We start from the raw sequence: 23,743 nt of genomic DNA, 5'->3' as shown, positions 1-23,743 counted from the left end.
ACCCGTAACCGGAAGGATCAGTGGTCCGCGACGCAACGGGAAGTGCTCCCGTCAATGAGGTAGACGAGGGTGACCAGGAATCATGACGCGTCCCTTGCAAACATCTAGAGCTGTCGGGGGTGCCGCGTACGATCATCGCCGAGGTCAGTTGATCCGAGGCCGCCTACTGCGGCGGGGCGCTAGCGCCGCCGCTGCCAGAGGTTCCCAACTGCGCTCGCGGTGCTAGCCGGCTGACGGCTCCGCGAACCGGTCCGTCGCCTCGATGAGCGCGTCGAGGATGCCCGGCTCATCGAACGCGTGCCCCGCATCCGGGATCATCCGCAGCTCCGCCTCCGGCAGCGCGCGGTGCAGATCCCAGGCGGTCATCGGCGGCGTGCACACGTCGTAGCGGCCCTGGACGATCACGGTCGGGATGCCGGCGAGCGTGCGCGCGTCGCGGATCAGCTGCCCCTCCTCGAACCAGCCGCCGTTGACGAAGAAGTGGTTCTCGATGCGCGCGAAGGCGACGGCGTATGCGGGCTCGGTGAATGACTCCACGAGATCGGGACGCGGCAGCAGCGTGATCGTCGACGACTCCCAGCGTGACCACGCGACCGCGGCCGGCTGGTGCACCGCCGGGTCGGGATCGGACAGCAGCCGCTGGTAGGCGCGCATCAGGTGCGACCGCTCCTCGGTGGGAACCGGCTCCAGGAAGCCCTCCCACAGGTCCGGGAACAGCGCCGCGGCACCGCCCTCGTAGAACCAGTCCAGCTCCTGCGCGCGCAGCGTGAAGATGCCGCGCAGCACGAGCTCAGTCACCCGCTCCGGATGCGTCTCCGCGTACGCGAGGGCGAGTGTGCTCCCCCAGGAGCCGCCGAACACCTGCCACTGGTCCACGTCCAGGTGCTCGCGGAGGCGCTCGATGTCCTCCACCAGGTGCCAGGTCGTGTTCACGGCGAGGTCGGCCTCCGGCTCGCTCGCATGCGGAGTGCTGCGGCCGCACATGCGCTGGTCGAACAGCACGATGCGGTACCGCTCCGGGTCGAACAGCCGGCGGTGGGCCGGAGTGGTCGCTCCGCCCGGTCCGCCGTGCAGGAACACGACCGGCTTGCCGTCGGGGTTGCCGCTGACCTCCCAGTAGAGCTGCTGGCCGTCGCCGACATCCAGCATTCCGCTGTCGTACGGCTCGATCTCGGGGTACAGGCTGTGCATGGGATGAGGCTAGCGGCCGATCAGAGCTGCGAGGCCGGAACCGAGAAGGTGTCGCACGCGGCCGCACCCTGACGGTAGCCCGTGGTGAACCACCGCTGACGCTCCTCGGCCGAGCCGTGCGTCCATCCCTCGGGGTCCACGCGGCCCGTCGAGGCCTGCTGGATGCGGTCGTCGCCGACCGCGGCCGCCGCGCTCAGGGCGTCCGCGATCTGCGCGTCGGTGATCGGCTCCAGGAACGTGCGGCCCTTGTCGTCCTTTGTCGTCGAGGCGGCGCCGGCCCAGCTGCCCGCGAAGCAGTCGGCCTGCAGCTCCGTCCGGACGCTGTCCGAGGCGGGACCGGTCTCGCGGCTGGTGTGCTGCTCCATGATCCCGGTGATGTTCTGGATGTGGTGGCCCCACTCGTGCGCGACGACGTACATCTCGGCCAGGGGTCCGCCGCTCGCGCCGAAGCGGGAGCGAAGCTCGTCGTAGAAGCCCGTGTCGACGTACAGCGTCCGGTCCGGCGGGCAGTAGAACGGGCCGACGGCGCTCGTCGCGTTGCCGCATCCCGTGCTCGTCTGGTCGGTGAACAGGATGAACTGCGGCGACGAGTACGAGGCACCGAGCTGAGGCACCTCCTGCGACCAGTAGGCCTCCAGCGACGCCGCCGCGCCCTTCATGCGGCAATCGACGCTGGCGTTCGCGTCGGCGCCAGTGGTGCAGTTCACCAGGGCGTCGCCGGTGCCGACCTGCTGGGTGCCTCCGCTGGTGTCGCCGCCGACGAGGCCCGTCAGATCGACGCCCAGGAGCTGCGAAATGAGGAACACGGCGACCGCGCCGAGGCCGATGCCTCCTGCTGCGATACCGGTCGTGCGTCCCCGGCGGCTCACCTTGCCGCCGCTGATGTCGGCATTCGGATCGAACGTCATGCGCATCACGGTACCCCGGGCTCCGGCACCGGTCTCGGGGGTTGCGCTGCGGCCACGGACGCGGTCTAGGCTCGGCAGCGTGAGCGCCTCCCTCTCCCCGTCCGCTTCTCCCGTCACCGTGACCGTGACCGGCGCGGGCGGCCAGATCGGCTATGCGCTGCTGTTCCGCATCGCCTCCGGGCAGCTCCTCGGGCGAGACACACCCGTGCGGCTCCGGCTGCTCGAGATCCCCGCGGGCGTGCGCTCGGCAGAGGGGACGGCGCTCGAACTCGAGGACGGCGCCTACCCCCTCCTGCACGGAGTGGAGGTGACCGACGACGCCCGCGCCGCCTTCGACGGGGTTAATGTCGCGCTGCTCGTCGGCGCCCGTCCCCGCGGGCCCGGGATGGAGCGGGGCGACCTGCTCGAGGCGAACGGGGCGATCTTCGGTCCGCAGGGCGAGGCGATCAACGCGGGGGCCGCGGAGGATGTGCGCGTCCTCGTCGTCGGCAATCCCGCCAACACCAATGCGCTCATCGCCAGCGCGCACGCGCCCGATGTGCCGCGCGAGCGGTTCACCGCCATGACGCGTCTCGACCACAACCGCGCGGTGGCGCAGTTGGCGCGGCACCTGCACGTTCCCGTCCGGTCGATCGAGGGCGTCATCGTCTGGGGCAACCACTCGGCCAGCCAGTACCCGGACCTCAGCCACGCGACGGTCGGCGGCCGCCCGGCGATCGACCTCGTCGACGAGCGCTGGCTAGCGGACGAGTACATCCCGCGGGTGGCGAAGCGCGGGGCCGAGATCATCGAGGTGCGCGGCTCATCCTCTGCGGCGTCGGCGGCGAGTGCCGCGATCGACCACGTGCACGACTGGGTGAACGGCACCGGCGCCCGCTGGACGAGCGCCGGAGTGGTCTCCGACGGGTCGTACGGCGTGCCGGAGGGACTGGTGTCGTCGTTCCCGGTGCGGTCGGTCGACGGCGAGTGGGTGATCGTGCCCGGTCTCGAGATCGATGCGTTCTCGCGGGAGCGGATCGACGCGTCCGTGGCCGAGCTGGTCGCCGAGCGCGACGCCGTGCGCGCCCTCCACCTGCTCTGACCCCGCCGCCGCCCTCCCTCCCATTCCCAGGCGTCCCGGGCTTAGATTTGCGCCAAATCGCGGTTACGGAGGCGCCATAACCGCGATTTGGCGCAAATCGTAAAAGGGGGTCAGCGCTTCTTCTGGGTCTTCTCGGGGGTGGGGAGGGTGCCGGCGGCGCGCTGCTCGGCGTAGTACGCGCGTGCCTCGGCCTGGCGCTCGGCCTCCGCGCCAGAGGCGATCTTCGCGCGCACCAGTTCGGGACCGTAGCCGAAGGCATCAACGAGGTCGACCGCGTGCGGCCGGATGCGGGTGAGCAGCCGGTCGATGTACGCGACGGCCGCCTGGGCGCGCTGCGGCGAGAGCCGGCCGTTCATCAGGTACCAGGCGAGGTGCTTCTCGATGAGCCCGAAGCCGAACAAATCGCGCAGCCAGGTGAGCACCTGCTTGGTGCCGGCGTCCGGAGCCTGCTCCAGCGCATCGGTGAACGCCTCCCACTGCAGCAGCTCGCCGTGGGCGCGGGCGGCCTCGATGAGCGCGTTCTGCTGCGAGTTGAAGAGGTCGGCGGCGGCCTTCTTGCCGAGCTTGGATGCGGGACGAAGTGCCCCGGCGATCTGCGCGATCATCGTCTCGACGCGGCCGGTCAGCAGTTCGCGCTGCGTCGTGGGCTCCTGCAGCCAGTTCACCGAGCGGGCGGTCGAGCCGAAGTCGCGCACCGTCTGCGCGGCGCTGCGAAGGCCGGAGCCGTGGTAGGCCTTGCCCGCCGCCTGCGTGACGACGTAGCGGGCGAGCGCCCCAGCATCCGCCTTGGCGAACTTGCGGCTGTAGTCGGTCAGCAGGCGCTTGGCGACGAGCTGGAGCAGGACGTTGTTGTCGCCCTCGAAGGTGACCCAGATGTCGAGGTCCTGGCGGAGCGAGGTCAGTCGGTTCTCGGTGAGGAAGCCCGCTCCTCCGCACGCCTCGCGCGCCTCCTGGAGGGTGTCGAGCGCGTGCCAGGTGCTCAGCGGCTTGAGCGCGGCGGCGATCGTCTCGAGGTCCTGACGGTCGGTGTCGGTGTCGTGAGCGCCGCTGAAGACGTCGTCGAACTTCCGCAGGAACACCTCGTGCGCGAAGCTCGCCGCGTACGTCGTCGCGAGGCGCGGGAGCAGCCGGCGCTGATGACGCTGGTAGTCGAGGATGACCTCCTCGTCCGAGTCGCTGCCCGCGGTGAACTGGCGCCGCTGGTCGGCGTAAGTGATCGCGATCTTGAGTGCGATCTTCGACGCGATGACGGCCGACCCGTCAAGCGACACGCGGCCCTGGACGAGCGTGCCCAGCATGGTGAAGAAGCGGCGGCCGGGGCTCTGGATGGGCGAGCTGTAGGTGCCGTCCTCTGCCACGTCGCCGTAGCGGTTCAGCAGATCGGTGCGCGGGATGCGCACCCCGGTGAAGTGCAGGCGGCCGTTGTCGATGCCGTTCAGGCCACCCTTCTGGCCGTCGTCCTCGCCGCCGATTCCGGGCAGGAAGTCGCCGTTCGCATCCCGGATCGGGACGTAGAACGCGTGCACGCCGTGATTGACGCCCTGGGTGATGAGCTGCGCGAACACGACCGCTGCCGTCGCGTCGACGGCGGCGTTGCCGAGGTAGTCCTTCCACGCTCCGCGGAACGGGGTGTCGATGACGAACTCTTGCGTCTCCGGGTCGTAGGTCGCGGTGGTGCCCACGCTGGCGACATCGGAACCGTGCCCGGTCTCGGTCATCGCGAAGGCGCCCGGAACCTCCAGAGACATGATCGCGGGAAGGTACTTCGTGTGGTGGTGCTCGGTGCCGAGGTGCATCACGGCCGAGCCGAAGAGGCCCCACTGGACGCCCGACTTGATCTGGACGGACGGGTCGGCCGCGACGAGCTCCTCGAACGCGGCGATGTTGCCTCCGTTGTCCTCCTGACCGCCGACCGACTTCGGGAAGGCGCGGTGCACCTGCCCGTTCGCGACGAGGAGCTTGAGCTGCTCGAAGACGCGCTTGCGGTGATCCGCGACCGAGAGACCCTCCTGCTTCTGCATCTCCGGCCGGGACGAGAGCTCGCGCGAGGCCAGACGGGCCTCGGCCCAGTCACCCAGCAGCTGGCGGCCCAGCGCCTCGACATCGACGCGGGGGGTCGCCCCGATCGGCGCCGGCGCGGTCGCGCCGGGCGTGGTCGCAACGGTGCGGGTGGATGCGGGGGTCGCGCTCGGGACGCGTTCGGCAGTGTCGACCATGACCTCTCCTTCAGAAAATCGTGGGATGCCTCACGCTACGACCGCGACCGCTGCAGCGGAAACCGTCGGTGCGCCGCCTACAAACGTCCCTCGGCACGGTTGCCCCCACCTTTGTGGGAACCTCCAATTCCACCCCTCCCGAGCGTGACACCGCCCACAAGCGCACCAGCCCCCGAGCACAGGAAAAGTGTTGCCGCCGAGGGTTCGGGGCAACACTTTTCCTGTGCTCGGGGGCTGGGTTGAGGGTTGGGCGGGGCGGGTCAGGCGGCGCGGCGGGAGGCGCGCGGGGCGCGCAGGTCGCGCTGGGGGCGCGGGGCCCGGAGCGGCGTGGCCAGCGCGGCGCGGGCCGCGGCGGCTCCCTTCAGCTCGACGACGGTACCCGCGGCGAGCTGCGCGTCACGCTCGATGCGCGCGCCGTTCCCGACCATCGCGTTCTCGCCGATCTTCGCTCCGCTGCCGATCTTCACGCCGGAGCCGACGATGCAGCCCGCGCCGATGTGGACGTTCGCACCCACGAACGTGCGGTCACCCACCGTCGCGCCCGTGTCGATCCAGCTGCCTGCTCCGACGTACGCTTCCATCCCGACGCGCGCGTCGGCCTCCACATATGCCGTCGGCTCGATGTACGCCGACTCGGCCACACGTGCCGTCGGGGACACAAGGCCGCGGCCGTTGGCGTGACGCTTGTACTTGACGACGGCGCCGGTCTCGTCCTCGAGTTCCTCGATCATTCGTGCCATGTGTTCGTTCCTCCTCCGAGGTCGCCTCGGTAATCGTTCAATGTCATAACACCGGGCGCGGAGAAAGAATTCCCTGATCGCCAGGTGGAACGATGGACGATACGCCCGTAGCGCGGCTCCGCAAGGGTGTGGTTCGGAGGCTCCGGACGCCGGCGCCCGGTAGCTGGTGCCGCTCATCGAAGGAGAACGGCCCCGGAATCTCCTTCGAAACGTGGAGCCGCGGGAGATCCGGCCGTAATCGCCGCAAATCTCCTGCGGGACGGAGCCGGCGGGCGAAGCCGGACGGCCGGAGCAGGTCAGGCCGAGGTGGACGCGACCACGGAGAGCAGCGCTTCGCCGTAGGCCTCGCGCTTCTTGGCTCCGATCCCGGTGATGCCGTCGAGCTCGGCGAGGGACGCCGGCCGCGCGGAGGCGACGGCTCGGAGGGTCGCGTCGGAGAAGACGATGTAGGCGGGCACCGACTGCTCCCGTGCCGCCCCGGCACGCCAGCTCCGAAGCGCCTCGAAGAGGGGCTCGTCGTGGGCCGCGAGGTCGCTTGACACCACCGCGCTGCGCGACGACCGCGAGGACCGCTCCGGCCGCTCCGGCTCCGCCCGCAGGATCACCTGGCGACCCCCGGAGAGAACCTCGGTGCTCGCCGGGGTGAGCGTCAGCACGCCGTACTCGCCCTCGGGTTTCAGCAGCTCCTGGGCGATCAGCTGCCGGGCGACGCCGCGCCACTGGCTCTCGCTCAGGTCATCGCCGATGGACCAGGTCGACAGCTGGTCGTGGCCGTACTGCTCGACGCGGGCCGTGCGCTTGCCGCGGAGGATGTCGATCAGGTGACTCGCACCGAAACGCTGGTTGCGTTCGCGCTTCAGCCGCACCACCGTCGAGAGGAGTTTCCGAGCGGGGACCGTGCCGTCCCAGCTCTCGGGCGGTGTCAGGCAGGTGTCGCAGTTGCCGCAGGGCCCGGAGGTCTGGCCGAAGTACGCCAGCAGGTTGACCCGGCGGCACTGGACCGTCTCGCACAGCGCGAGCATCGCATCCAGATGCTGGGTGAGCCTGCGGCGGTGGGCCAGATCGCCCGGCGAGTCGTCGATCATGCGGCGCTGCTGCACCACATCGTTCAAGCCGTACGCCAGCCAGGCCGTCGACGGCAGCCCATCGCGACCGGCCCGGCCCGTCTCCTGGTAGTAGCCCTCGACCGACTTCGGCAGGTCGATATGGGCGACGAAGCGCACGTCGGGTTTGTCGATCCCCATGCCGAAAGCGATGGTCGCGACGACGATCACGCCCTCCTCGCGGAGGAAGCGCGATTGCGTCGCCGCGCGCTGCGACGCCTCCAGTCCCGCGTGATACGGCAACGCGGTCAGTCCGCGCGACGAAAGGAACTCTGCCGTCTTCTCGACCGAGTTGCGGGACAGCGCGTAGACGATTCCCGCGTCTCCCGGGTGTTCCCGGGTGATGAAGTCGAGCAGCTGTTTGCGCGGCTCGGCCTTCGGAACGATGCGGTACTGGATGTTGGGACGGTCGAAGTCGGAGACGTAGTGCTCTGCGCCCTCGAGCCCCAGGCGGGACGTGAGCTCGCGGTGCGTCGCTTCGGTCGCCGTCGCGGTCAGCGCGATGCGCGGGACGCCCGGCCAGCGGTCGGCGAGCTCTGAGAGCGCAAGATAGTCGGGCCGAAAGTCGTGGCCCCACTGGGAGACGCAGTGCGCCTCGTCGATGGCGAAGAGGGCGACGCGCCCGCGCTCCAGGAAGCGCTTCGTCGACTCTGACAAGAGCCGCTCCGGAGCGACGTACAGGATGTCGAGCTCGCCCGCCAGGTACGCCCGCTCGACCGCGGAGCGCGCGGCCGCATCCTGCGTCGAGTTGAGGAACGCAGCCCGGACGCCGACCGCTGTCAGCGCATCCACCTGGTCTTGCATGAGCGCAATGAGCGGCGACACCACGACACCGGTTCCCTCGCGCAGCAGCGAAGGGATCTGGTAGCACAGGCTCTTGCCGCCGCCGGTCGGCATGAGGACGACCGCGTCGCCACCCGCGGCCACCCGCTCGATGATCTGCTGCTGCTGACCGCGGAACGCGTCGTACCCGAACACCGTGCGCAGCGCATCCCGAGCCGTCTCGAAGCGCGCCGGAGTCGCCAGGACGGCTGCGGTCGGACGCTCCGCCACCGCCGAAGCCCGCCGGCCACCCACCAAGCCCGTACCATCGCCAGCACCCGTACCCGCCCCCGCGTACGGGTCGCCGAACTCGGGAGGCGGCTCCTCGTCGAGAGGAGGCGCGTCCCTGTCGTCGGGGACCCAGTCGGAGGTGGAGCTCATACCTCGATCGTAACGGGGGCCGCTGACGTCTTCCCGGGCGGCGAGGATCTGTGGAGAACTCATCATCCACAACGCCCCCGGGGTAGCATCGCCCACATGCGGCGGCTCATCGTGACCGAGTTCATGACGCTCGACGGAGTCGTCGAGGCCCCCGGCGGCGAGCCTACGCACCCGCACTCCGGCTGGACCATCCCGTTCAGCAGCGACGACCTGCGCGCCTTCAAACTCCGCGAGGTGCTGGAGGCCGAAACGCTGCTGCTCGGACGGCGCACGTACGAGCAGTTCGCCGACGCGTGGCCGCCTCGCGCGGGTGAGTTCGCCGACACGATGAACGCCATGCCCAAGGTCGTCGCGACCTCCCGGCCGGCCGAACTCGTGTGGAACGCGACCGCTCTCGAGCAGCCGGTCCGCTCCGGCGTCGCGGCGCTGAAGCAGGGCGACGGCGGGCCGATCCTGGTCGCCGGGAGCGCATCCCTCGTCCGCTCGCTGCTGGTGTGGGGCCTGGTCGACGAGTTGCGCATCCTGACCTACCCGGTCATGGTCGGCGGTGGCCTGCGCATCTTCCCGGACGACCACGAGAAGTGGACGTTCGAGCTCGCCGCGCTGGACCGGTTCGCCTCCGGCGCTGTGCTGCACACCTACCGTCTGGCCGGGAGCTGATGGGGTCAGCCGTCCTGGGGCTGCTCGGCGCCGTCGTCTACGGGTCCGCCGACTTCCTCGGGGGCCTTGCTGCGCGCCGGATCGGGCCGCTCCGGACGACCGCCGTCGGCGCGCTCGCCGGGCTGGTCCTGCTGCTGGTCGCGCTCCCGGTGATCGGCGGAACCTGGTCCACCGCGGCGCTCGGCTGGGGTGTCCTCTCGGGTCTCGCCGGCTCGATCGCGGTCGCGCTCCTCTATGCCTGCCTCGCGATCGGGCCGATGAGCATCCTGTCGCCGCTCACCGCCCTGGTGTCGGCGCTCGTGCCGGTGTCCTGGGGTCTGGTGGGCGGCGACCGGTTCTTGCCCGTCGGCTATCTCGCCTTGGGGCTCGCACTGGTCGCCGTCGTACTGGTCGGCTTCGTGCCGGAGAAGGGAGCCGTGCGCCCGCAGGCCCGGGCGCTCGTGATGGCGGTGGCCGCCGGCACGATGATCGGCGTCTTCCTCATCCTTCTCGATCAGACGCCGGCCGACTCGGGCGTCGTCCCCCTGATCGCGAATCGCGTCACCAATGCGGCCGTGATGTGGACGGTCGTGGCGGTCGCCGTCGTCCGTGCGCGGGTGCGCGCACGGACGACGGCCGAGGTCGATGCCGGCTTCGGACAGTCGGCCGGGCGTGCGGACACCGGCGCGAGCGGCGGCGGGATGCGGCTGGAGTCTCGCGGGGTGGCGATCGCGGTCGGCGGCGGTGCGCTGGATGCGACGGCCAACCTCCTCATCCTGATCGCCCTGCGCCTGGGCGACCTGACCACCGTCTCGGTGCTGACCGCGCTCTACCCGGCCGGAACCGTGCTCCTGGCGGCCGTCGTGCTGCGCGAGCGCGTCGCCCCGGTTCAGTGGGCGGGACTCGTGCTGGCCATCGTGGCCGCCGCCCTCCTCTCCGTCAGCTGACCCGCCGCGCCGTGCCGCCCTCCTCGCCCCGTGCCGCGAGACGTGAGTAGATGCGCGAATCCCGCCCGAGTTGCGACGTCATGTCACCACTCGGCGAGGATCAGGGTGCGGGAGGCGCGACCTGCGCGGCCTGCTCCAGCGCCGGGAGGGCGGCGCGGATCGCATCCACCTGCTCCGGAGTGAGTTCGCCGAGAACGTCCGAGACGGCGCGCGCCCGGTCGGAGCGGGCCTCGAGCAGGAGGGCGGTTCCGGCATCGGTGCTCGACACGAAGAGCGACCGGCGGTCCTGGGGATCGGGCTCCCGCACGACGAGCCCCCTCGACTCCAGCTCCGCGACGATCCGCGTGATCGTGGGCGCGGCAGCCACCTCGATGGCGGCGAGCTCGCTGGGGCGCAGCGGCCCGCTCCGGACGACGGTCGACAGCGGCGAGAGCTGTCCGTGGCTGAGTCCCCCTGCGGAGGAACGGATGCGGCGGTTCAGCCGCCCGACGGCCAGGGCCAGGCGGCCGGACACCGCGTCGACGCCGTTGTCGTCGCGTCCGGCCGTCGGCCGCTCGTCAGCTTCATGCGCGGTGGGCACCGACTTCCTCGCCTTCGTGGGTGGGGCGCTGCTGAGGCGCAGCGTTCTCCTCATGAACATACTTGCCCCCGCCGAGGAACGACGCGATAGCTCCGATGACGCTCATGACGGCGGCGGCGATGAAGACGACCACCAGCCCGTCGTGGAAGGGTCCCGAGATGAGCTGGGGGAAGAACTCCTTGCCCGTCAGCGTGGCTCCGTCGACGTGCGGCGCGGTGAGGATCCCGGTCGGCCCGAGCAGGCTCTGGATGGGGTTGTAGCCGAGGAACGCGGCGAACAGCGACCCGACGGGTGGGGTGTTCCCGACCTGCGCGGCGATGTTCCCCGGCACCCCGTGGGACGTGAGCCCGTTCGTCAGTGCCGTCGGCAGTGCGACCGAAAGACCCGCGATCATCAGCGAGAAGAAGATGCCGATGGAGAGCGAGCTTCCGGCGTTCAGCGCGACGCCCGCCATCCCGGACGCGGCCCCGCGCTCGTTGGCCGGCACGCTGTTCATGATCGCGGTCCGGTTCGGCGACGAGAACAGTCCAGAGCCGATCCCGTTGAGGCCGGTCAGCAGCGCGAACTGCCAGTACTCGAAGTTGACCGGGATGAGCAGGAGGCCGACGAACGTCGCGGCGACGAGCAGGAGGCCGACCGTCGCGAACGCCCGGGAGCCGAATCGGTCGGAGAGCGCTCCGGAGATGGGACCCGCGATCAGGAACCCGATGGTGATCGGGAGCATGTAGATGCCCGCCCAGAGCGGGGTGGCCTCGTAGCTGTAGCCGTGCAGCGGCAGCCAGATGCCCTGCAGCCAGATGATGAGCATGAACTGCAGGCCGCCGCGACCGATCGCCGCCAGGAAGCCGGCGAAGATCCCGGATGAGAAGGCACGAATGCGGAACAACCGCATGTCGAACATCGGTGAGGGGACGCGCAGTTCGACGAACACGAACGCGACCAGCAGCAGGATGCCGCCGATGATGGACCCGAGGACCCACGGGTTGCCCCATCCCTGGCTCGAACCACCGTAGGGCTGGATGCCGTAGGTGATTCCCGTCAGCAGCGCGATCAGACCGATGCCGAAGGTCGCGTTGCCGAGCCAGTCGATCCGGCCCGGGTTCTTCTGCCCGACCTCGTGCAGCGACTTGATGGACCAGATGGTTCCGACGACACCGAACGGCACCGAGACGAAGAAGACAGCCCTCCAGTCGATCTCGGCGAGCACACCGCCGAGGATGAGGCCGATGAAGCTTCCCGCGATGGCCGCGACCTGGTTGAGCCCCAGGGCGAAACCGCGCTTGTTGGCCGGGAAGGCATCCGTCAGGATCGCCGTCGAGTTCGCGAACAGCATCGCGCCTCCGATGCCCTGCACGAACCGCCAGACGATCAGCCACATCGCACCGGGACCACCGCTGAACGGGTCGAGGCAGAGCGCGATCGCCGCGAGGGTGAAGATGACGAACCCGAGGTTGTAGATGCGGACGCGGCCGAACTGGTCTCCCATCCTCCCGAACATCACGACCAGCACGGCGGTGACGAGCATGTAGCCCATCAGCATCCAGAGCAGATAGGAGACGTTGCCCGGCTCGAGCGGGTTGAGCTTGACGCCGGTGAAGATGGCGGGGAGCGAGATGATGACGATCGACGAGTTGATCGTCGCCATCAGCATGCCGAGCGTGGTGTTGGAGAGCGCCACCCAGCGGTAGTGCGGGTGGTCTTTGGTGAAGATGCCGGAGCGGGCCACGGAAGTCCTTGTCAGAGTGCGCGCGAAGACGTGGGATGTCGGTTGTTTATATACATCAACTATATAACCGACAGGAAGAGCGGGCTCCGTCGCTTTTCTAGCCTGGCTAGAGATATTCTTTCTTCAGGGCGTCGGCCACGCCCGCAGAACTCAGGCCCCAGAGTGAAAGGCGATCGATGACCGACACGGAGACGATCCAGGAGCAGCTGCGCGAACTCCTTTCCGCCGAACGGGGACTGGTGGAGCTGCTGAGCGCCGACCCGGAGTGGTATGCCGTCCTCCTGCGTCAGCTCGAGCTGGCCGTCGGCGACGAACGGATCATCTACCTCGGCGCCGCCGCCGCGTCCGGACTGTCGACCGTGACGCTGCGGATCGGCGTCTTCACCGACAACGTGGTGGTCGCGAGCGAGGTCATCGACGACGGCACGCCCGGCGCGCAGGTGGTCACCCGCGTGGAGAGCCGGTCCGGGCTGCTCCGCTTCGAACTGTCCGGCGGCACAGAGGCCGACAACGAATCGGACGCCTCCTGGTCCGGCGGCTTCCGCATCCGCGCGTTCTACCAGTCGGGCCTCGTCGTGACCGTTCCGGCGAACATCGTCGACACGGAGACCAAGCGGGTCTCCGTCCGGGCCGTGCTCGACGGGATCCGCGCAGACCTGCGCGCACGCCCCCCGCACGAACAGGTGCGCCAGCCCGACTGACGATCAGCCAGGGCGGGTGGCGACCGCGAGATGAAGGAGTGCACCATGACGAAGAAGTACGTGGACACGATGGTGGTCGAATACGACCGCACCGGCGACGGCGACGCGCTCCAGAAGCGGACGCGACCGCTCCGCTCCCCCGGACCGGACGAGGTCGTCGTCGAGGTCGTGGCGACCGGGATCAGTCACATCGACGGGTTCATCCGGAGCGGACGGGAGGAAGCCTGGGCCGACGAGCCGTTCCCGCGCGCGTCCGGCAGCGACTTCGCGGGCATCGTGGTGGTGCCCGACGCCGCCGGCCGCTTCCGCCGGGGCGCCGAAGTGATCGGGCACGTGCGCACCGGCGCGCACGCCGAGTACCTCGTGGTGCCGACCGCTGCTCTCGTCGCCAAGCCTCCGCACGTGCCGTGGGAGGTCGCGGGCGGCCTCTACCTCGCAGGGGTGACGGCGCTGGACACCTTGGACGACGTCAGCGTCGGCGCCGGTGACACGGTCGTCATCTCGGCCGCCGCGGGCGGCGTCGGGAGCATCGAAGCGCAGCTCGCCAAGCACCGCGGTGCGCGGGTGATCGGCACCTGCGGCGACCGCAACTTCGACTACCTGCGCCAGCTCGGCATCAAACCGGTGCGCTACGGGGACGGCATCGAGGACCGCATCCGCGCCCTGGCGCCGGATGGGGTCACCGTCCTGATCGACAACTTCGGCCAGGACGGACGGGCGCTCGCCGAGAGCCTCGGCGTACCGGCCGCGCGCTACCGGTCGAGTGCGGACCGGCGGGACACGGAGCTCCGGCTGCTGCAGGACGACCCCGAGTCCGTCGCGCACGGCACCGCGCAGCTGGCGCGGCTGGCGCAGCTCGCCGACGAGCGTGCGTTCACACTTCTGATCTCGGGCTTCTACCCCCTCGACGAGATCGCCTACGCCTACGACGACCTGCAGCACCTCCATTCCCGCGGCAAGATCGTGCTCGGGACGCATCCCGTCACGACGTACCGCACGCTCAAGGCGCGGGACGTGCACGAAGCCCGCGACTGACCGATTCCGATCGGCAGGGTCAGCGTGCCGGGTCGGGCTCGCGGCCCGGCCGCTCGACGGCGTCGGCATCGGACTCGGGGCCATCAGCGCGTGCGCTGCCGCCCGCTCTCCCGCTGCCGAGCGACAGCGTCGCCAGCAGCCCGATCACCAGGAACCCGGCGGCGGAGTACGCCGCCCAGCGGGTGCCGTCGCTGAAGGCGGTCTTGGCATCCTCGGCGATGGGAGCCGTACGAGGGTCCTGCTCGAGCCCGGCGATCGCCGCTCCCGAGCTGTCGATGACAGCGGAGACGATCCGGTCGCGCTGGGCCGCGGGAACCCCGCGGTCGTCGAGGCTGCCGTCGAGGACGGCGGTGGCGGAGGCGAAGAGGACCGTGCCGAGCACCGCGATGCCGAGGGCGGACCCGATCTGACGGGCCGTGCTCTGAGTACCGGAACCCTGACCGCTCTGCTCGACCGGCACATCCCTCAGCACGACACCGGTGAGTTGCGCGGTGGCGAGGCCGACTCCGAACCCGTAGACGAAGAGGAACGGCACCAGTACCCCCCACGCGGTCGTCGGCGAGACGACGAAGCCGATCCCGGCCACACCGACGATCTCGGCAGCGAGCCCCACCCGGACGACGGTGACCGCGGGGATTCGGTTGCCGAAGGCGCCGGCGAAGCCGCTCGCGACGAACGACCCGATCGCGAGCGCCAGCAGGATGAGCCCGGTGTCGAGCGCGCTGTATCCGAGCACGTTCTGCAGCCAGATGGGCAGGGCGAGCACGATCCCGAACTCACCCAGCGAGACGATCGTCGCGGCGATGTTGCCGTTCCGGAAGGAGGGGATGCGGAAGAGGTCGAGGGCGAGCATCGTGCTTCGTCCGGCGCGGAGACGAGCGCGTCCGCGCACGACGAACAGCACACCTCCGGCCACCGCTATCGCGAAGGCGATCGGCACGGGCGAGAGGGCGAACGGCCAGGTCCAGCCGGCGACCACGGGCCGGGTGTCCACGAGAAACCAGCCGTAGGTGCGGCCTTCGATCAGCCCGAAGACGAGCGTCGCGCTCGTCACGACGGAGAGCAGCGCGCCCACCCAGTCCACGGACCCGGACGCCCGGGTGTCCCTCGACTCGGAGACGGTCGCCAGCACGCCGATGACGATCAGGATGCCGAGCGGGATGTTGATCCCGAAGGCCCAGCGCCAGGAGTACGTGGTGGTCAGCCACCCGCCGAGCAGCGGGCCGAGCGCCGTCATCCCGCCGATGGTGGATCCCCAGACGGCGAAGGCGAGAGCCCGCTCGCGCCCGCGGAAGCCGGCGTTGATGAGCGAGAGCGTGGTCGGCAGGATCATCGCGCCGCCGACGCCCTGGATCAGACGGGCGCCGATGAGCACCGCCCCGGACGGCGCGAGGGCCGCACCGAGGGACGCCAGGGTGAAGATCGCGACCCCCACCAGGAGCATGCGCCGCCGGCCGAAACGGTCGGCCAGCGTCCCGAACACGAGGAGGAGTGCCGCGAAGACGAGGGTGTACGACTCCTGCACCCACTGCACCCCGCTGGAGCCGATGTGGAGTTCGTCCACGATGGCCGGGATGGCGACGTTGACGATGGTCGAGTCGACGATGATGAGCGCGACGGCGATGCTGATGAAGACGAGTCCGGCCCAGCGGGTCCGCGCAGACATAGCAACTCCCTTGCTAAGTAATTAGTCAGCAGGCTTACTGAAAGAGTACGCTACCGGCATGGATCGGTCCAGAAGAACCGGGCGTCGCATCCGGAACGCTGTCATCGCGGTCGTCGGAGTGCTGGCGCTGGTCGTCGTCGGCTTCCTGGCGTGGGCGTCGACCCCGATGATGGGCGACCGCGCCGCGGCACTCGAGGCCTGGCGGAATCCGGCGGTCACCATCCACGATGCGGGGGACGCCGTCGTCATGGCTCCGACGGGGGAGGCGTCCGGGACGGGGCTGGTGTTCGTGCCGGGTGCCCTGGTCGACCCGTACGCCTACCTGTACAAGCTGTCCGGCGCGGTCGAGGAGTCCGGCCTCACGGTCGTCATCACCAAGCCGACCCTCAACCTGGCGTTTTTCGACCAACGACCCCTGTCCACGTTCACATCGCACGCTCCCGGAGTCACGTCCTGGTACGTCGGCGGCCACTCGCTGGGCGGGGTCCGCGCCTGTCAGCTGGCCGAGGATCCACAGGTGGAGGGACTCATCCTCTTCGGTTCGTACTGCGCGAACGACCTCAGCGGCACCGACCTCCGGGTGCTCTCGATTGGCGGCAGCCGCGACGGGCTCAGCACCCCGGAGAAGATCGCTGCGGCGCGTCACCTCCTGCCCGCCGACGCGGAGCTGGTCGAGATCGACGGAATGAACCACGGCCAGTTCGGTGACTACGGCCCCCAAGCCGGAGACACCCCCGCGACGATCGACGACTCCACGGCCCGCTCCGCCCTCACCCGGGTCCTCCATCGCTTCCTCGGTTAATCAGGCGACGCGCCGCGCGAGCACGGATTAACCGAGGAAGCGACGGTGGGGACGTCACGGTGGGGGCGCGCGCAGAAGCGGCCGCGCTGGTGCGCGGCCGCTTCTGAGAGAGGGGTGGAGCAGATTACTTCGCGGGGGGCATCAGCACCGAGTCGATGAGGTACACCGTCGCGTTGGCGGTGTGCACGCCGCCGCAGATCACGTTGGCGTCGTTGACCTTCAGGGTGTCGCCCGAACCGCTCACGGTGACGTCAGAACCCTCGACCGTCTTGTGGGTTCCCACGATGTCCTTGGGCGAGACCTGGCCGGGGACGACGTGGTAGGTCAGGATCGAGGTCAGCGTTGCGGCGCCGGCGTCGGTCTTGAGCGTGTCGATGGTGGCGGGGTCGATCTTCTTGAAGGCGTCATCCACCGGAGCGAAGACGGTGAACTGTCCGCCGTTCAGGGTGTCCACGAGGTTCACGCTCGGGTTGAGCTTGCCGGAGACGGCGGCGACCAGGGTGGTCAGCAGCGGGTTGTTGCTGGCGGCGGTGGCCACCGGGTCCTCCGCCATGCCGGCGACCGAGCCGGAGCCCGACGGAACCTGCTTGGCGTACGCGGCGCAGCCGGAGCCGACCAGGTCCGCGGCCGGGTCCATCGCGGAGGAGGAGGCCGACGGGGTGGAGGACGCCATCGGCGCGCTGGAGTCGCTGGACGAGGTGCCGGCTCCCGACGAGCAGGCGGTCAGTGCGAGAGCGGCAGCGGCCAGGAGGCCTGCCGCTGCGAGACGGGCGGAAGTGCGCATGGTTCTCTTCTCCTTCGAGGAATGGTGCCGATCGAGTGGCCGCCGCGGTGGGCGGTCATCAGGGGTTCGGGCCCGGCGGAGAATCGGATTGGACCAATCCGTGAACTCGTTCGGCGACGAACACCGGACGTGACCACGCAGACGTCAAGAAAGACTCGAATCGCAACCGTCCTCTGGGCAGCGCTCGCGGGAGCGGTGAGCGGCGGGGTCTTCCTCGCCGCCGCCGAACTGGTCGCGCTGATCGCAGCGCGGGACGCAGGGCCGATCCTCGCGGTCGGCTCGTTCGTCATCGACATCGTTCCCCGCTGGGCCAAAGAGCTCGCCATCAACCTGTTCGGCTCGAACGACAAACTGTTCCTGCTGAGCTCGCTCGGCTTCGCCGTGCTGGTGGCGGCCGCCGCCGCCGGCGTGCTCGAGTTCTGGCGCCGGTGGGTCGGTGTGACGCTCTTCGCGCTGGCCGGGGTCGCAGCGGTCGCGGCGACGCTGACCCGGACCGGCGCGAGTCCGCTCGCATTCCTGCCCTCCGCTGTAGGAGCGGTCGCCGGCGCCGTCATGCTGCGCCTGCTCATCCGCACGCTGCACCGCTGGCGTGACGCGGAAGCGACAACCGCTCCCGCCAACCCCGGTGTCGACCGTCGCCGGTTCCTGCTGCTGACCGGTGTGGCGGCCGCGGGAGCGGCGATCGCGGGAGTCGGGTCCCGGCTCGGCTCCGCCGCCACCTCCTCCATCGCCGCCGTCCGCGCGGCCCTGAAGCTGCCGGCCCCCCGGTCGCGCGTCCGCATCCCCGAGGGCGCCGAACTGAAGGTGCCGGGCATCTCGCCGCTCTACACCTCGAACAAGGACTTCTATCGAGTGGATACTGCACTCACCGTGCCGTCGGTCGACCCGGCCGCCTGGCGGCTGACGATCGACGGCATGGTCGAGAAGCGCATCCAACTCTCCTTCCAGGACCTGCTCGACCTCGGCCTCGACGAGTACTCGGTCACCCTGACGTGCGTCTCGAACGAGGTCGGCGGCAACCTCGTCGGCACGGCGCGCTGGCTCGGCGTCCCGGTCCGAAAGGTGCTCGCGATGTCGCGTCCCCGCTCCGGAGCCGACATGGTGCTCTCGCGGAGCGTCGACGGTTTCACGGCGGGCACCCCGATCGGCGCCCTCACGGACACGAACCGCGACGCGATCCTCGCCGTCGGGATGAACGGCGAGCCGCTTCCGCTCGAGCACGGCTTCCCGGTGCGAATGGTCGTGCCGGGCCTGTACGGCTACGTCTCGGCGACGAAATGGCTGACCGAGCTGAAGGTCACGACCTTCGCGGCCGATCAGGCGTACTGGACGCCCCGGGGCTACAGCGCGAAGGCGCCCATCAAGCTGTCCAGCCGCATCGACACGCCCCGGGTGGACAAGCCGGTGCCGGCGGGGCCGACCAAGATCGCGGGCGTCGCCTGGGCGCAGACGGTCGGCATCCAGAAAGTGGAGGTCCGGATCGACGGCGGCGAGTGGATGGACGCGAACCTCTCCGCGCCGGTCAACACCGACACGTGGGTGCAGTGGTCGCTCGACTGGGATGCGACTCCGGGCAGCCACACGCTCTCGGTGCGGGCGACCGACCGCGCGGGCCGGCTCCAGGAGCAGAAGCGCGCACCGATCGCGCCGAACGGCTCGACCGGCTGGCAGCAGACGTTCGTGCGGGTGGGGTGACGCGTCCGAGGAAGTTGTTATCGTTTGTTATAGAGCAGCTGGACTATAACAAACGATAACGAGGTGACCTGTGCAACCCAGTCCGTACACGCCGGGCGAGGTCGCACGCCTGATTCCGGGCCGGGCTCAGCAGCTCGCGGATTTCGACGAACGCCTGTCCTACCTTGTCGACCTCGGAAGACTCGTCGGCAGGATCCGAGTCGACCATGCCCCCCGCGGACTCGGCAAGACATCGCTGCTCCGCGCTTACCAGCGACGCGCGCAGGATCGCGGCGTGTTGACGGTCTGGGTGACGGCCGGCGAGGGAGCCCTCATCGGCCAGATCGCCGACCAGATCGGGCGGGCGACGTCGACGTGGAGCGAGGGCGCTCGACGGCGGGTGCAGACGCATCTGGAGTCGGTTACCGTCACGATCGGACTTCCTGGCGTTGCTGCCGTGGATGCCACCATTCGTCCCGGGCGCCCGCCCACGGCCCCCTCAGGGAGCCGAGAATTCGAAGGCCTTGTTCGCGCGACGGCGGTCGGCGACGAACGGGCGGGCCTCATCATCCTCATCGACGAGATTCAATCGGCCGACGCAGAAGGCCTTCGCACCCTCGCATACGCGTGGCAGCATCTTCAGGGAGAGGGCATGGATGTGCCCGCCGCCATCTATACGGCTGGCCTGCCGAACGCTGCCGACTCCATTTCGGCCGCCGTCACGTTCAGCGAACGCTTCGCGTATCGCCCGCTCTCGCCGTTGCAGCCGGCGGACGAACAGTTCGCACTCGCCATCCCGGCTCGTCAGTTGGGAGTCGAGTGGGATTCGGACGCCCTCGAAGAGGCCGTCGCGATCGCACGGGGCTATCCGTATGTCGTTCAGCTGATCGGTGACGCCGCCTGGGCTGCGGCAGGCAGACCCGACACAGGGTCGCGGATCGTGATCGATCACGTCCGTGCCGGTCGCAGTGACATGGAAGCGGATATGGATGCGCTCTTCCGCGCCCGTTGGTCGAACGCGACTGAACTCGAGCGCCAATTCATGGGAGCCATGGCGGACATCGGAGAGGGTTCCGTGCGGCGAGCGGACATTGCACGCACTCTCGGCGTCACGAGCGAGAGTCTCTCGGTGCCGCGTGCCCGTTTGATCGACAAGGGGTTCATTCAAACGAGCAGCCGGGGAGTCCTCGAGTTCACCATTCCGGGGTTTTCCGACTTCGTCCGGACGCGCGATCGGGGCTGATTCCCAGGACAACCCCGTGCGTGCTGCAGCGACCCGGTAGCATCCCGCACATGGCCATCCATATGGAGAACGTCGGCATCGCCGTTCGCGACATCGACGCCGCCATCGCCTTCTTCACCGACCTCGGTCTGACGGTCATCGGCCGGGACACCGTGAGTGGCGAATGGGCCGACACCGCGGTCGGGCTGGACGGCAACCACGCGAAGATCGCGGTGCTGGAGACGCCCGACGGGAGCGGACAGCTCGAGCTCTTCGAGTACATCCACCCGGACGCGATCGAGACGCAGCCCACCCTCCCGAACGAGATCGGGATGCATCGCATCGCGTTCTCGGTCGACGACATCGACGAAGCGCTGGCGGTGGCCGCGAAGCACGGGTTCGCCCCGCTGCGGGGCGTCGCCACCTACGAGGACGTGTACACGCTCAGCTACGTCCGCGGCCCCAGCGGCATCATCGTGATGTTCGCGCAGGCGCTGAAGCAGGGCTAGGGATTCGCGGCACGCGCCGGCGCGGCTCAACCGAGCGGCAGCTCCCGCACCTCGGTGGTGCGCTCGCCGGGGTTGTCCCCGGTGTTGACGGTTCCCTTCCGTTCGACCATGACGACGAGTGCCTCACCGTCGGCCCGGGGCCGGTGCTCCACGCCGGCGGGGATCACGAAGACGTCATTCGGTCCGAGCTCGACGTCGCGATCACGGAGCTGCAGGGTGAGCCGCCCCTCCACCACCAGGAAGAGCTCGTCGCTATCGGGATGCGCGTGCCAGACGAACTCGCCCGCCAGACGCGCGACCTTCACGTCGTGGTCGTTGACCGTGGAGAGGCGGTGCGGCTGCCAGGGCTCCCCGATCAGGTCGAAGGCGGCGGCGATGTTCACGGGTGCGTCCATGCGGTCAGCATACGGCCGTGCGAGGCCCGGGCGGCCGCACCGCAGCAGCGTCGGAGGGCGGTGGTTGGATGGGGGCGTGCTCCTCGACACGCTGGTCACGACGGCCGAGACCGTCGCATCCACTCGCTCCCGCCTGGCGAAGGTGGATGCGCTCGCCGCGCTGCTCGCACGCCTCGACCCGGACGAGATCGCCCCGGCCGTGGGCTTCCTCGTCGGCAAGGCGCGGCAGGGCCGTGTCGGGGTCGGGTGGCGCGGGCTGACCGGGGCGATCGGAGAGCCCGCGACCGAGCCGACGCTCTCGGTGGACGACCTGGACGTGCTGCTCGATCGGCTGGCCGCACTGTCTGGCACGGGCTCCGCGGCGAGCGCACGCGCACGCTGCGCGAGTTCACCGAGCGGGCGACGGCTCGCGAGCAGGACTTCGTCGCCCGCGTCCTCCTGGGCGAGATGCGGACCGGAGCTCTGGAGGGAGTGGTGACGGATGCGATCGCACGCGCCTCCGAACGCCCCGGCGAGACGGTCCGCCGCGCCGCGATGCTGTCGGGCGACCTCGGCGAGACGGCACGGCTCGCCCTCACCGGCAGCGCCGCAGAGCTGGAAGCGGTCGGGCTGGTCGTCGGACGGCCGGTGCTCCCGATGCTGGCTGCATCCGCACCGACACCGACCGAGGCGCTCGCCACCACCGGCACCGCATCCGTCGAGTACAAGCTCGACGGCGCACGCATCCAGGTGCACCGGCAGGGCGACGAGGTGCGCGTCTTCACCCGCAACCTGGCCGACATCACGCACCGCCTGCCGGAGGTCGTCGAGGTGGTGCGGCGGCTGCCGGTTCGGGATGTGATCCTCGACGGCGAGACCCTGTCGCTCGACGAGGAGGGGGCGCCCCGGCCGTTCCAGGAGACGATGTCGCGATTCGGCGCGGATGGCGGGCGTGAAACCCTGCTGCATCCGTGGTTCTTCGACGTGCTCCACGTGGATGGACGCGACCTGCTCGACGAACCGCTGGCCGTCCGCCTCGCCGAGCTCGAGCGCGTGGCGGGCGAGCACCGCATCCCGGGCGAAGTGACCGACGACCCCGCCGTGGCCGAACGGGTGTCACGGGAGGCGCTCGCTGCCGGGCAGGAGGGCGTGGTCGTGAAGGCGATCGACTCGCCGTACGCCGCCGGCCGGCGCGGCTCCAGCTGGATCAAGGTGAAGCCGGTGCACACGTACGACCTGGTCGTGCTCGCCGTGGAGTGGGGTTCGGGACGCCGCCAGGGCATGCTCTCGAACATCCACCTCGGCGCCCGCGATCCCGAGGGTGAATTCGGCGAGCCGGGCGGGTTCGTGATGGTCGGCAAGACGTTCAAGGGCCTGACGGACAAACTGCTGGCGTGGCAGACCGAGCACTTCCAGGAGATCGAGGTGCGCCGCACGGCGGGGACCGTCTGGGTTGCGCCCACGACGGTGGTCGAGATCGCGATCGACGGCGTGCAGCGGTCGAGCCGGTACCCGGGCGGGATCGCGCTGCGGTTCGCGCGCGTGAAGCGTTACCGCGACGACAAGGATGCGGGCGAGGCCGACACGATCGGGACGCTGCGGTCGCTGTTGCGCGAGTAGCCGATCCCGCCGATCGTCGCTGAGTACGATGACCGCATGACGACCTCCTCCCCCGCCTGGGGCATCCTCGGAACGGGCGGCATCGCGGCCGCCATGACGCGCGACCTGCAGCTCGACGGGCACACCGTCGCCGCGGTCGGCTCCCGCTCGACCGAGTCGGCGGCGCGGTTCGCCGCGGCCAACGCCATCCCGCGCTCGCACGGCAGCTACGAGGACCTGGTGGCCGACCCGGATGTCGACGTCATCTACGTGGCCACCCCGCACCCCCAGCACGCTCCGAACGCACTGCTCGCCCTCGCGGCGGGCAAGCACGTGCTGGTCGAGAAGCCGTTCACCATGAACCAGACGGAGGCGCAGCAGATCGCCGACGCCGCTCGCGCCGGCGGTCTGGTGGCGCTGGAGGCCATGTGGACGCGCTGGCTGCCCCACATGGAACGCCTCCAGGAGATCATCAGCGACGGGACGCTCGGCGAGCTCCGCTCGGTGGTCGCCCACCACGCACAGCGGACGAGCCCGGACCCGGAGGGCCGCATGCTGAACCGGGCGCTCGGAGGCGGCGCACTGCTCGACCTCGGCATCTACCCGGTGTCGTTCGCCTGGGACGTGCTCGGAGCGCCCAGCGAACTGCTCGCCCTCTCGACGCCGACCGAGACGGGCGTGGACCGCCAGACCTCCATCCTGCTCGGGTACGCGAGCGGAGCACAGGCGGCGCTGACGACCGAGCTCGACGCGGTCGGCGACAACAGCGCCATCATCGTGGGGACGGACGCGCGGGTCGAGCTGGACGACACCTTCTACGCCCCCACCAGCTTCCGCGTGATCGACCCGAAGGGTCACGTCATCGAGACCTACGAGTCGCGCATCGACGGGCGCGGGATGCAGTTCCAGGCCCGCGCGATCGAGCGGCTCATCGCGGCCGGAGGCGGGGAGGATGTGCGCCTCCCGCTATCGCAGTCGGTGGCGATCATGGGAACGATGGACACCATCCGGGAGCGCATCGGCCTCACGTACGAGTGACCCGA

20 protein-coding genes and 1 pseudogene are annotated in these 23,743 nt (G+C 69.9%); 11 read left to right on the top strand and 10 right to left on the bottom strand.

The features are described 5' to 3' along the window. Positions 1-222 precede the first annotated feature (222 nt). Together pip and P3F85_RS01270 are read right to left on the bottom strand one after the other, a co-directional pair. Positions 223-1,191 (bottom strand): prolyl aminopeptidase, encoded by a 969-nt coding sequence (gene pip, locus P3F85_RS01275; RefSeq protein WP_374009459.1) that lies wholly within the window; start codon positions 1,189-1,191, stop codon positions 223-225. 20 nt (positions 1,192-1,211) lie between these two features. Then, on the bottom strand, positions 1,212-2,099 hold the full coding sequence (locus tag P3F85_RS01270) for a neutral zinc metallopeptidase (protein ID WP_374009458.1): 888 nt from the start codon (positions 2,097-2,099) through the stop codon (positions 1,212-1,214). Positions 2,100-2,178: 79 nt separating this feature from the next. On the opposite strand from P3F85_RS01270, the gene P3F85_RS01265 reads away from it, so the two are divergent. Then, on the top strand, positions 2,179-3,180 hold the full coding sequence (locus tag P3F85_RS01265; protein ID WP_374009457.1) for a malate dehydrogenase: 1,002 nt from the start codon (positions 2,179-2,181) through the stop codon (positions 3,178-3,180). 110 nt (positions 3,181-3,290) lie between these two features. On the opposite strand, the gene P3F85_RS01260 is transcribed toward P3F85_RS01265, so the two are convergent. The 3 genes from P3F85_RS01260 to recQ all read right to left on the bottom strand — a co-directional run bounded on the left by P3F85_RS01260 (position 3,291) and on the right by recQ (position 8,442). Beyond that, on the bottom strand, positions 3,291-5,396 hold the full coding sequence (locus P3F85_RS01260; protein ID WP_374009456.1) for an acyl-CoA dehydrogenase: 2,106 nt from the start codon (positions 5,394-5,396) through the stop codon (positions 3,291-3,293). 260 nt (positions 5,397-5,656) lie between these two features. Beyond that, on the bottom strand, positions 5,657-6,136 hold the full coding sequence (locus tag P3F85_RS01255) for a DapH/DapD/GlmU-related protein (RefSeq protein ID WP_374009455.1): 480 nt from the start codon (positions 6,134-6,136) through the stop codon (positions 5,657-5,659). Positions 6,137-6,432: 296 nt separating this feature from the next. Continuing rightward, positions 6,433-8,442: a DNA helicase RecQ gene (recQ, locus tag P3F85_RS01250; protein ID WP_374009454.1), complete on the bottom strand. Its 2,010-nt coding sequence runs from the start codon at positions 8,440-8,442 to the stop codon at positions 6,433-6,435. Between the two features lie 96 nt (positions 8,443-8,538). Between recQ and P3F85_RS01245 the strand changes: the two genes are divergently transcribed. Further along, on the top strand, positions 8,539-9,102 hold the full coding sequence (locus P3F85_RS01245) for a dihydrofolate reductase family protein (protein WP_374009453.1): 564 nt from the start codon (positions 8,539-8,541) through the stop codon (positions 9,100-9,102). Continuing rightward, positions 9,102-10,028 carry an EamA family transporter gene (locus P3F85_RS01240; protein WP_374009452.1) on the top strand — a complete coding sequence of 309 codons (927 nt, stop codon included), beginning with the start codon at positions 9,102-9,104 and terminating at the stop codon, positions 10,026-10,028. Before P3F85_RS01245 ends, P3F85_RS01240 begins: the two co-directional genes overlap by 1 nt. A 100-nt stretch (positions 10,029-10,128) precedes the next feature. On the opposite strand, the gene P3F85_RS01235 is transcribed toward P3F85_RS01240, so the two are convergent. Together P3F85_RS01235 and P3F85_RS01230 are read right to left on the bottom strand one after the other, a co-directional pair. Next, positions 10,129-10,608, bottom strand: coding sequence for a MarR family winged helix-turn-helix transcriptional regulator (locus P3F85_RS01235; protein WP_374009451.1), 480 nt, complete (start codon positions 10,606-10,608; stop codon positions 10,129-10,131). Then, on the bottom strand, positions 10,592-12,334 hold the full coding sequence (locus P3F85_RS01230; RefSeq protein WP_374009450.1) for an MFS transporter: 1,743 nt from the start codon (positions 12,332-12,334) through the stop codon (positions 10,592-10,594). Before P3F85_RS01230 ends, P3F85_RS01235 begins: the two co-directional genes overlap by 17 nt. 176 nt (positions 12,335-12,510) lie before the next feature. On the opposite strand from P3F85_RS01230, the gene P3F85_RS01225 reads away from it, so the two are divergent. Continuing rightward, on the top strand, positions 12,511-13,035 hold the full coding sequence (locus P3F85_RS01225; RefSeq protein ID WP_374009449.1) for a hypothetical protein: 525 nt from the start codon (positions 12,511-12,513) through the stop codon (positions 13,033-13,035). Positions 13,036-13,080: 45 nt separating this feature from the next. Beyond that, positions 13,081-14,070, top strand: coding sequence for an NADP-dependent oxidoreductase (locus P3F85_RS01220; protein ID WP_374009448.1), 990 nt, complete (start codon positions 13,081-13,083; stop codon positions 14,068-14,070). Positions 14,071-14,089: 19 nt separating this feature from the next. Here the strand turns inward: P3F85_RS01220 and P3F85_RS01215 are convergent, their stop codons facing one another. Further along, complete coding sequence (locus P3F85_RS01215; protein ID WP_374009447.1) at positions 14,090-15,736, bottom strand: DHA2 family efflux MFS transporter permease subunit; 1,647 nt, start codon at positions 15,734-15,736, stop codon at positions 14,090-14,092. A gap of 58 nt (positions 15,737-15,794) precedes the next feature. Between P3F85_RS01215 and P3F85_RS01210 the strand changes: the two genes are divergently transcribed. Next, the gene (locus P3F85_RS01210) at positions 15,795-16,538 is read left to right on the top strand and encodes an alpha/beta hydrolase (RefSeq protein WP_374009446.1); all 744 of its coding nucleotides are present in this window, start codon (positions 15,795-15,797) and stop codon (positions 16,536-16,538) included. 124 nt (positions 16,539-16,662) lie between these two features. On the opposite strand, the gene P3F85_RS01205 is transcribed toward P3F85_RS01210, so the two are convergent. After that, positions 16,663-17,322 carry a fasciclin domain-containing protein gene (locus P3F85_RS01205; protein WP_374009445.1) on the bottom strand — a complete coding sequence of 220 codons (660 nt, stop codon included), beginning with the start codon at positions 17,320-17,322 and terminating at the stop codon, positions 16,663-16,665. Positions 17,323-17,451: 129 nt separating this feature from the next. Here P3F85_RS01205 and P3F85_RS01200 point away from each other — a divergent pair, with 129 nt between their 5' ends. The 3 genes from P3F85_RS01200 to P3F85_RS01190 all read left to right on the top strand — a co-directional run bounded on the left by P3F85_RS01200 (position 17,452) and on the right by P3F85_RS01190 (position 20,727). Further along, on the top strand, positions 17,452-19,017 hold the full coding sequence (locus P3F85_RS01200; protein WP_374009444.1) for a molybdopterin-dependent oxidoreductase: 1,566 nt from the start codon (positions 17,452-17,454) through the stop codon (positions 19,015-19,017). 70 nt (positions 19,018-19,087) lie between these two features. Beyond that, complete coding sequence (locus P3F85_RS01195) at positions 19,088-20,239, top strand: AAA family ATPase (RefSeq protein WP_374009443.1); 1,152 nt, start codon at positions 19,088-19,090, stop codon at positions 20,237-20,239. 50 nt (positions 20,240-20,289) lie between these two features. Then, positions 20,290-20,727: a VOC family protein gene (locus P3F85_RS01190; protein WP_374009442.1), complete on the top strand. Its 438-nt coding sequence runs from the start codon at positions 20,290-20,292 to the stop codon at positions 20,725-20,727. 26 nt (positions 20,728-20,753) lie between these two features. Here the strand turns inward: P3F85_RS01190 and P3F85_RS01185 are convergent, their stop codons facing one another. Then, positions 20,754-21,122 carry a cupin domain-containing protein gene (locus tag P3F85_RS01185; protein WP_374009441.1) on the bottom strand — a complete coding sequence of 123 codons (369 nt, stop codon included), beginning with the start codon at positions 21,120-21,122 and terminating at the stop codon, positions 20,754-20,756. Between the two features lie 76 nt (positions 21,123-21,198). Between P3F85_RS01185 and P3F85_RS01180 the strand changes: the two are divergent. Continuing rightward, positions 21,199-22,721, top strand: a pseudogene (locus P3F85_RS01180) (ATP-dependent DNA ligase). Positions 22,722-22,757: 36 nt separating this feature from the next. Next, complete coding sequence (locus tag P3F85_RS01175; protein WP_374009440.1) at positions 22,758-23,738, top strand: Gfo/Idh/MocA family protein; 981 nt, start codon at positions 22,758-22,760, stop codon at positions 23,736-23,738. The last annotated feature ends 5 nt before the right edge of the window (positions 23,739-23,743 follow it).

Origin of the sequence: Leifsonia sp. T36S-04, assembly GCF_042465655.1 — a bacterium.
GTDB lineage: Bacteria > Actinomycetota > Actinomycetes > Actinomycetales > Microbacteriaceae > Leifsonia.
Note: the sequence above shows the minus strand (reverse complement) of the source record. Positions and strands in the feature narration are given on the sequence as shown.

Excerpts from the sequence above, each read along its gene's own strand:
- recQ (WP_374009454.1), bottom strand. The coding sequence starts at position 8,442 with ATGAGCTCCACCTCCGACTGGGTCCCCGACGACAGGGACGCGCCTCCT.
- P3F85_RS01245 (WP_374009453.1), top strand. The coding sequence starts at position 8,539 with ATGCGGCGGCTCATCGTGACCGAGTTCATGACGCTCGACGGAGTCGTC.
- P3F85_RS01225 (WP_374009449.1), top strand. The coding sequence starts at position 12,511 with ATGACCGACACGGAGACGATCCAGGAGCAGCTGCGCGAACTCCTTTCC.
- P3F85_RS01205 (WP_374009445.1), bottom strand. The coding sequence starts at position 17,322 with ATGCGCACTTCCGCCCGTCTCGCAGCGGCAGGCCTCCTGGCCGCTGCC.
- P3F85_RS01240 (WP_374009452.1), top strand. The coding sequence starts at position 9,102 with ATGGGGTCAGCCGTCCTGGGGCTGCTCGGCGCCGTCGTCTACGGGTCC.
- P3F85_RS01260 (WP_374009456.1), bottom strand. The coding sequence starts at position 5,396 with ATGGTCGACACTGCCGAACGCGTCCCGAGCGCGACCCCCGCATCCACC.
- pip (WP_374009459.1), bottom strand. The coding sequence starts at position 1,191 with ATGCACAGCCTGTACCCCGAGATCGAGCCGTACGACAGCGGAATGCTG.
- P3F85_RS01185 (WP_374009441.1), bottom strand. The coding sequence starts at position 21,122 with ATGGACGCACCCGTGAACATCGCCGCCGCCTTCGACCTGATCGGGGAG.
- P3F85_RS01175 (WP_374009440.1), top strand. The coding sequence starts at position 22,758 with ATGACGACCTCCTCCCCCGCCTGGGGCATCCTCGGAACGGGCGGCATC.
- P3F85_RS01255 (WP_374009455.1), bottom strand. The coding sequence starts at position 6,136 with ATGGCACGAATGATCGAGGAACTCGAGGACGAGACCGGCGCCGTCGTC.
- P3F85_RS01210 (WP_374009446.1), top strand. The coding sequence starts at position 15,795 with ATGGATCGGTCCAGAAGAACCGGGCGTCGCATCCGGAACGCTGTCATC.
- P3F85_RS01190 (WP_374009442.1), top strand. The coding sequence starts at position 20,290 with ATGGCCATCCATATGGAGAACGTCGGCATCGCCGTTCGCGACATCGAC.
- P3F85_RS01270 (WP_374009458.1), bottom strand. The coding sequence starts at position 2,099 with ATGACGTTCGATCCGAATGCCGACATCAGCGGCGGCAAGGTGAGCCGC.
- P3F85_RS01220 (WP_374009448.1), top strand. The coding sequence starts at position 13,081 with ATGACGAAGAAGTACGTGGACACGATGGTGGTCGAATACGACCGCACC.
- P3F85_RS01215 (WP_374009447.1), bottom strand. The coding sequence starts at position 15,736 with ATGTCTGCGCGGACCCGCTGGGCCGGACTCGTCTTCATCAGCATCGCC.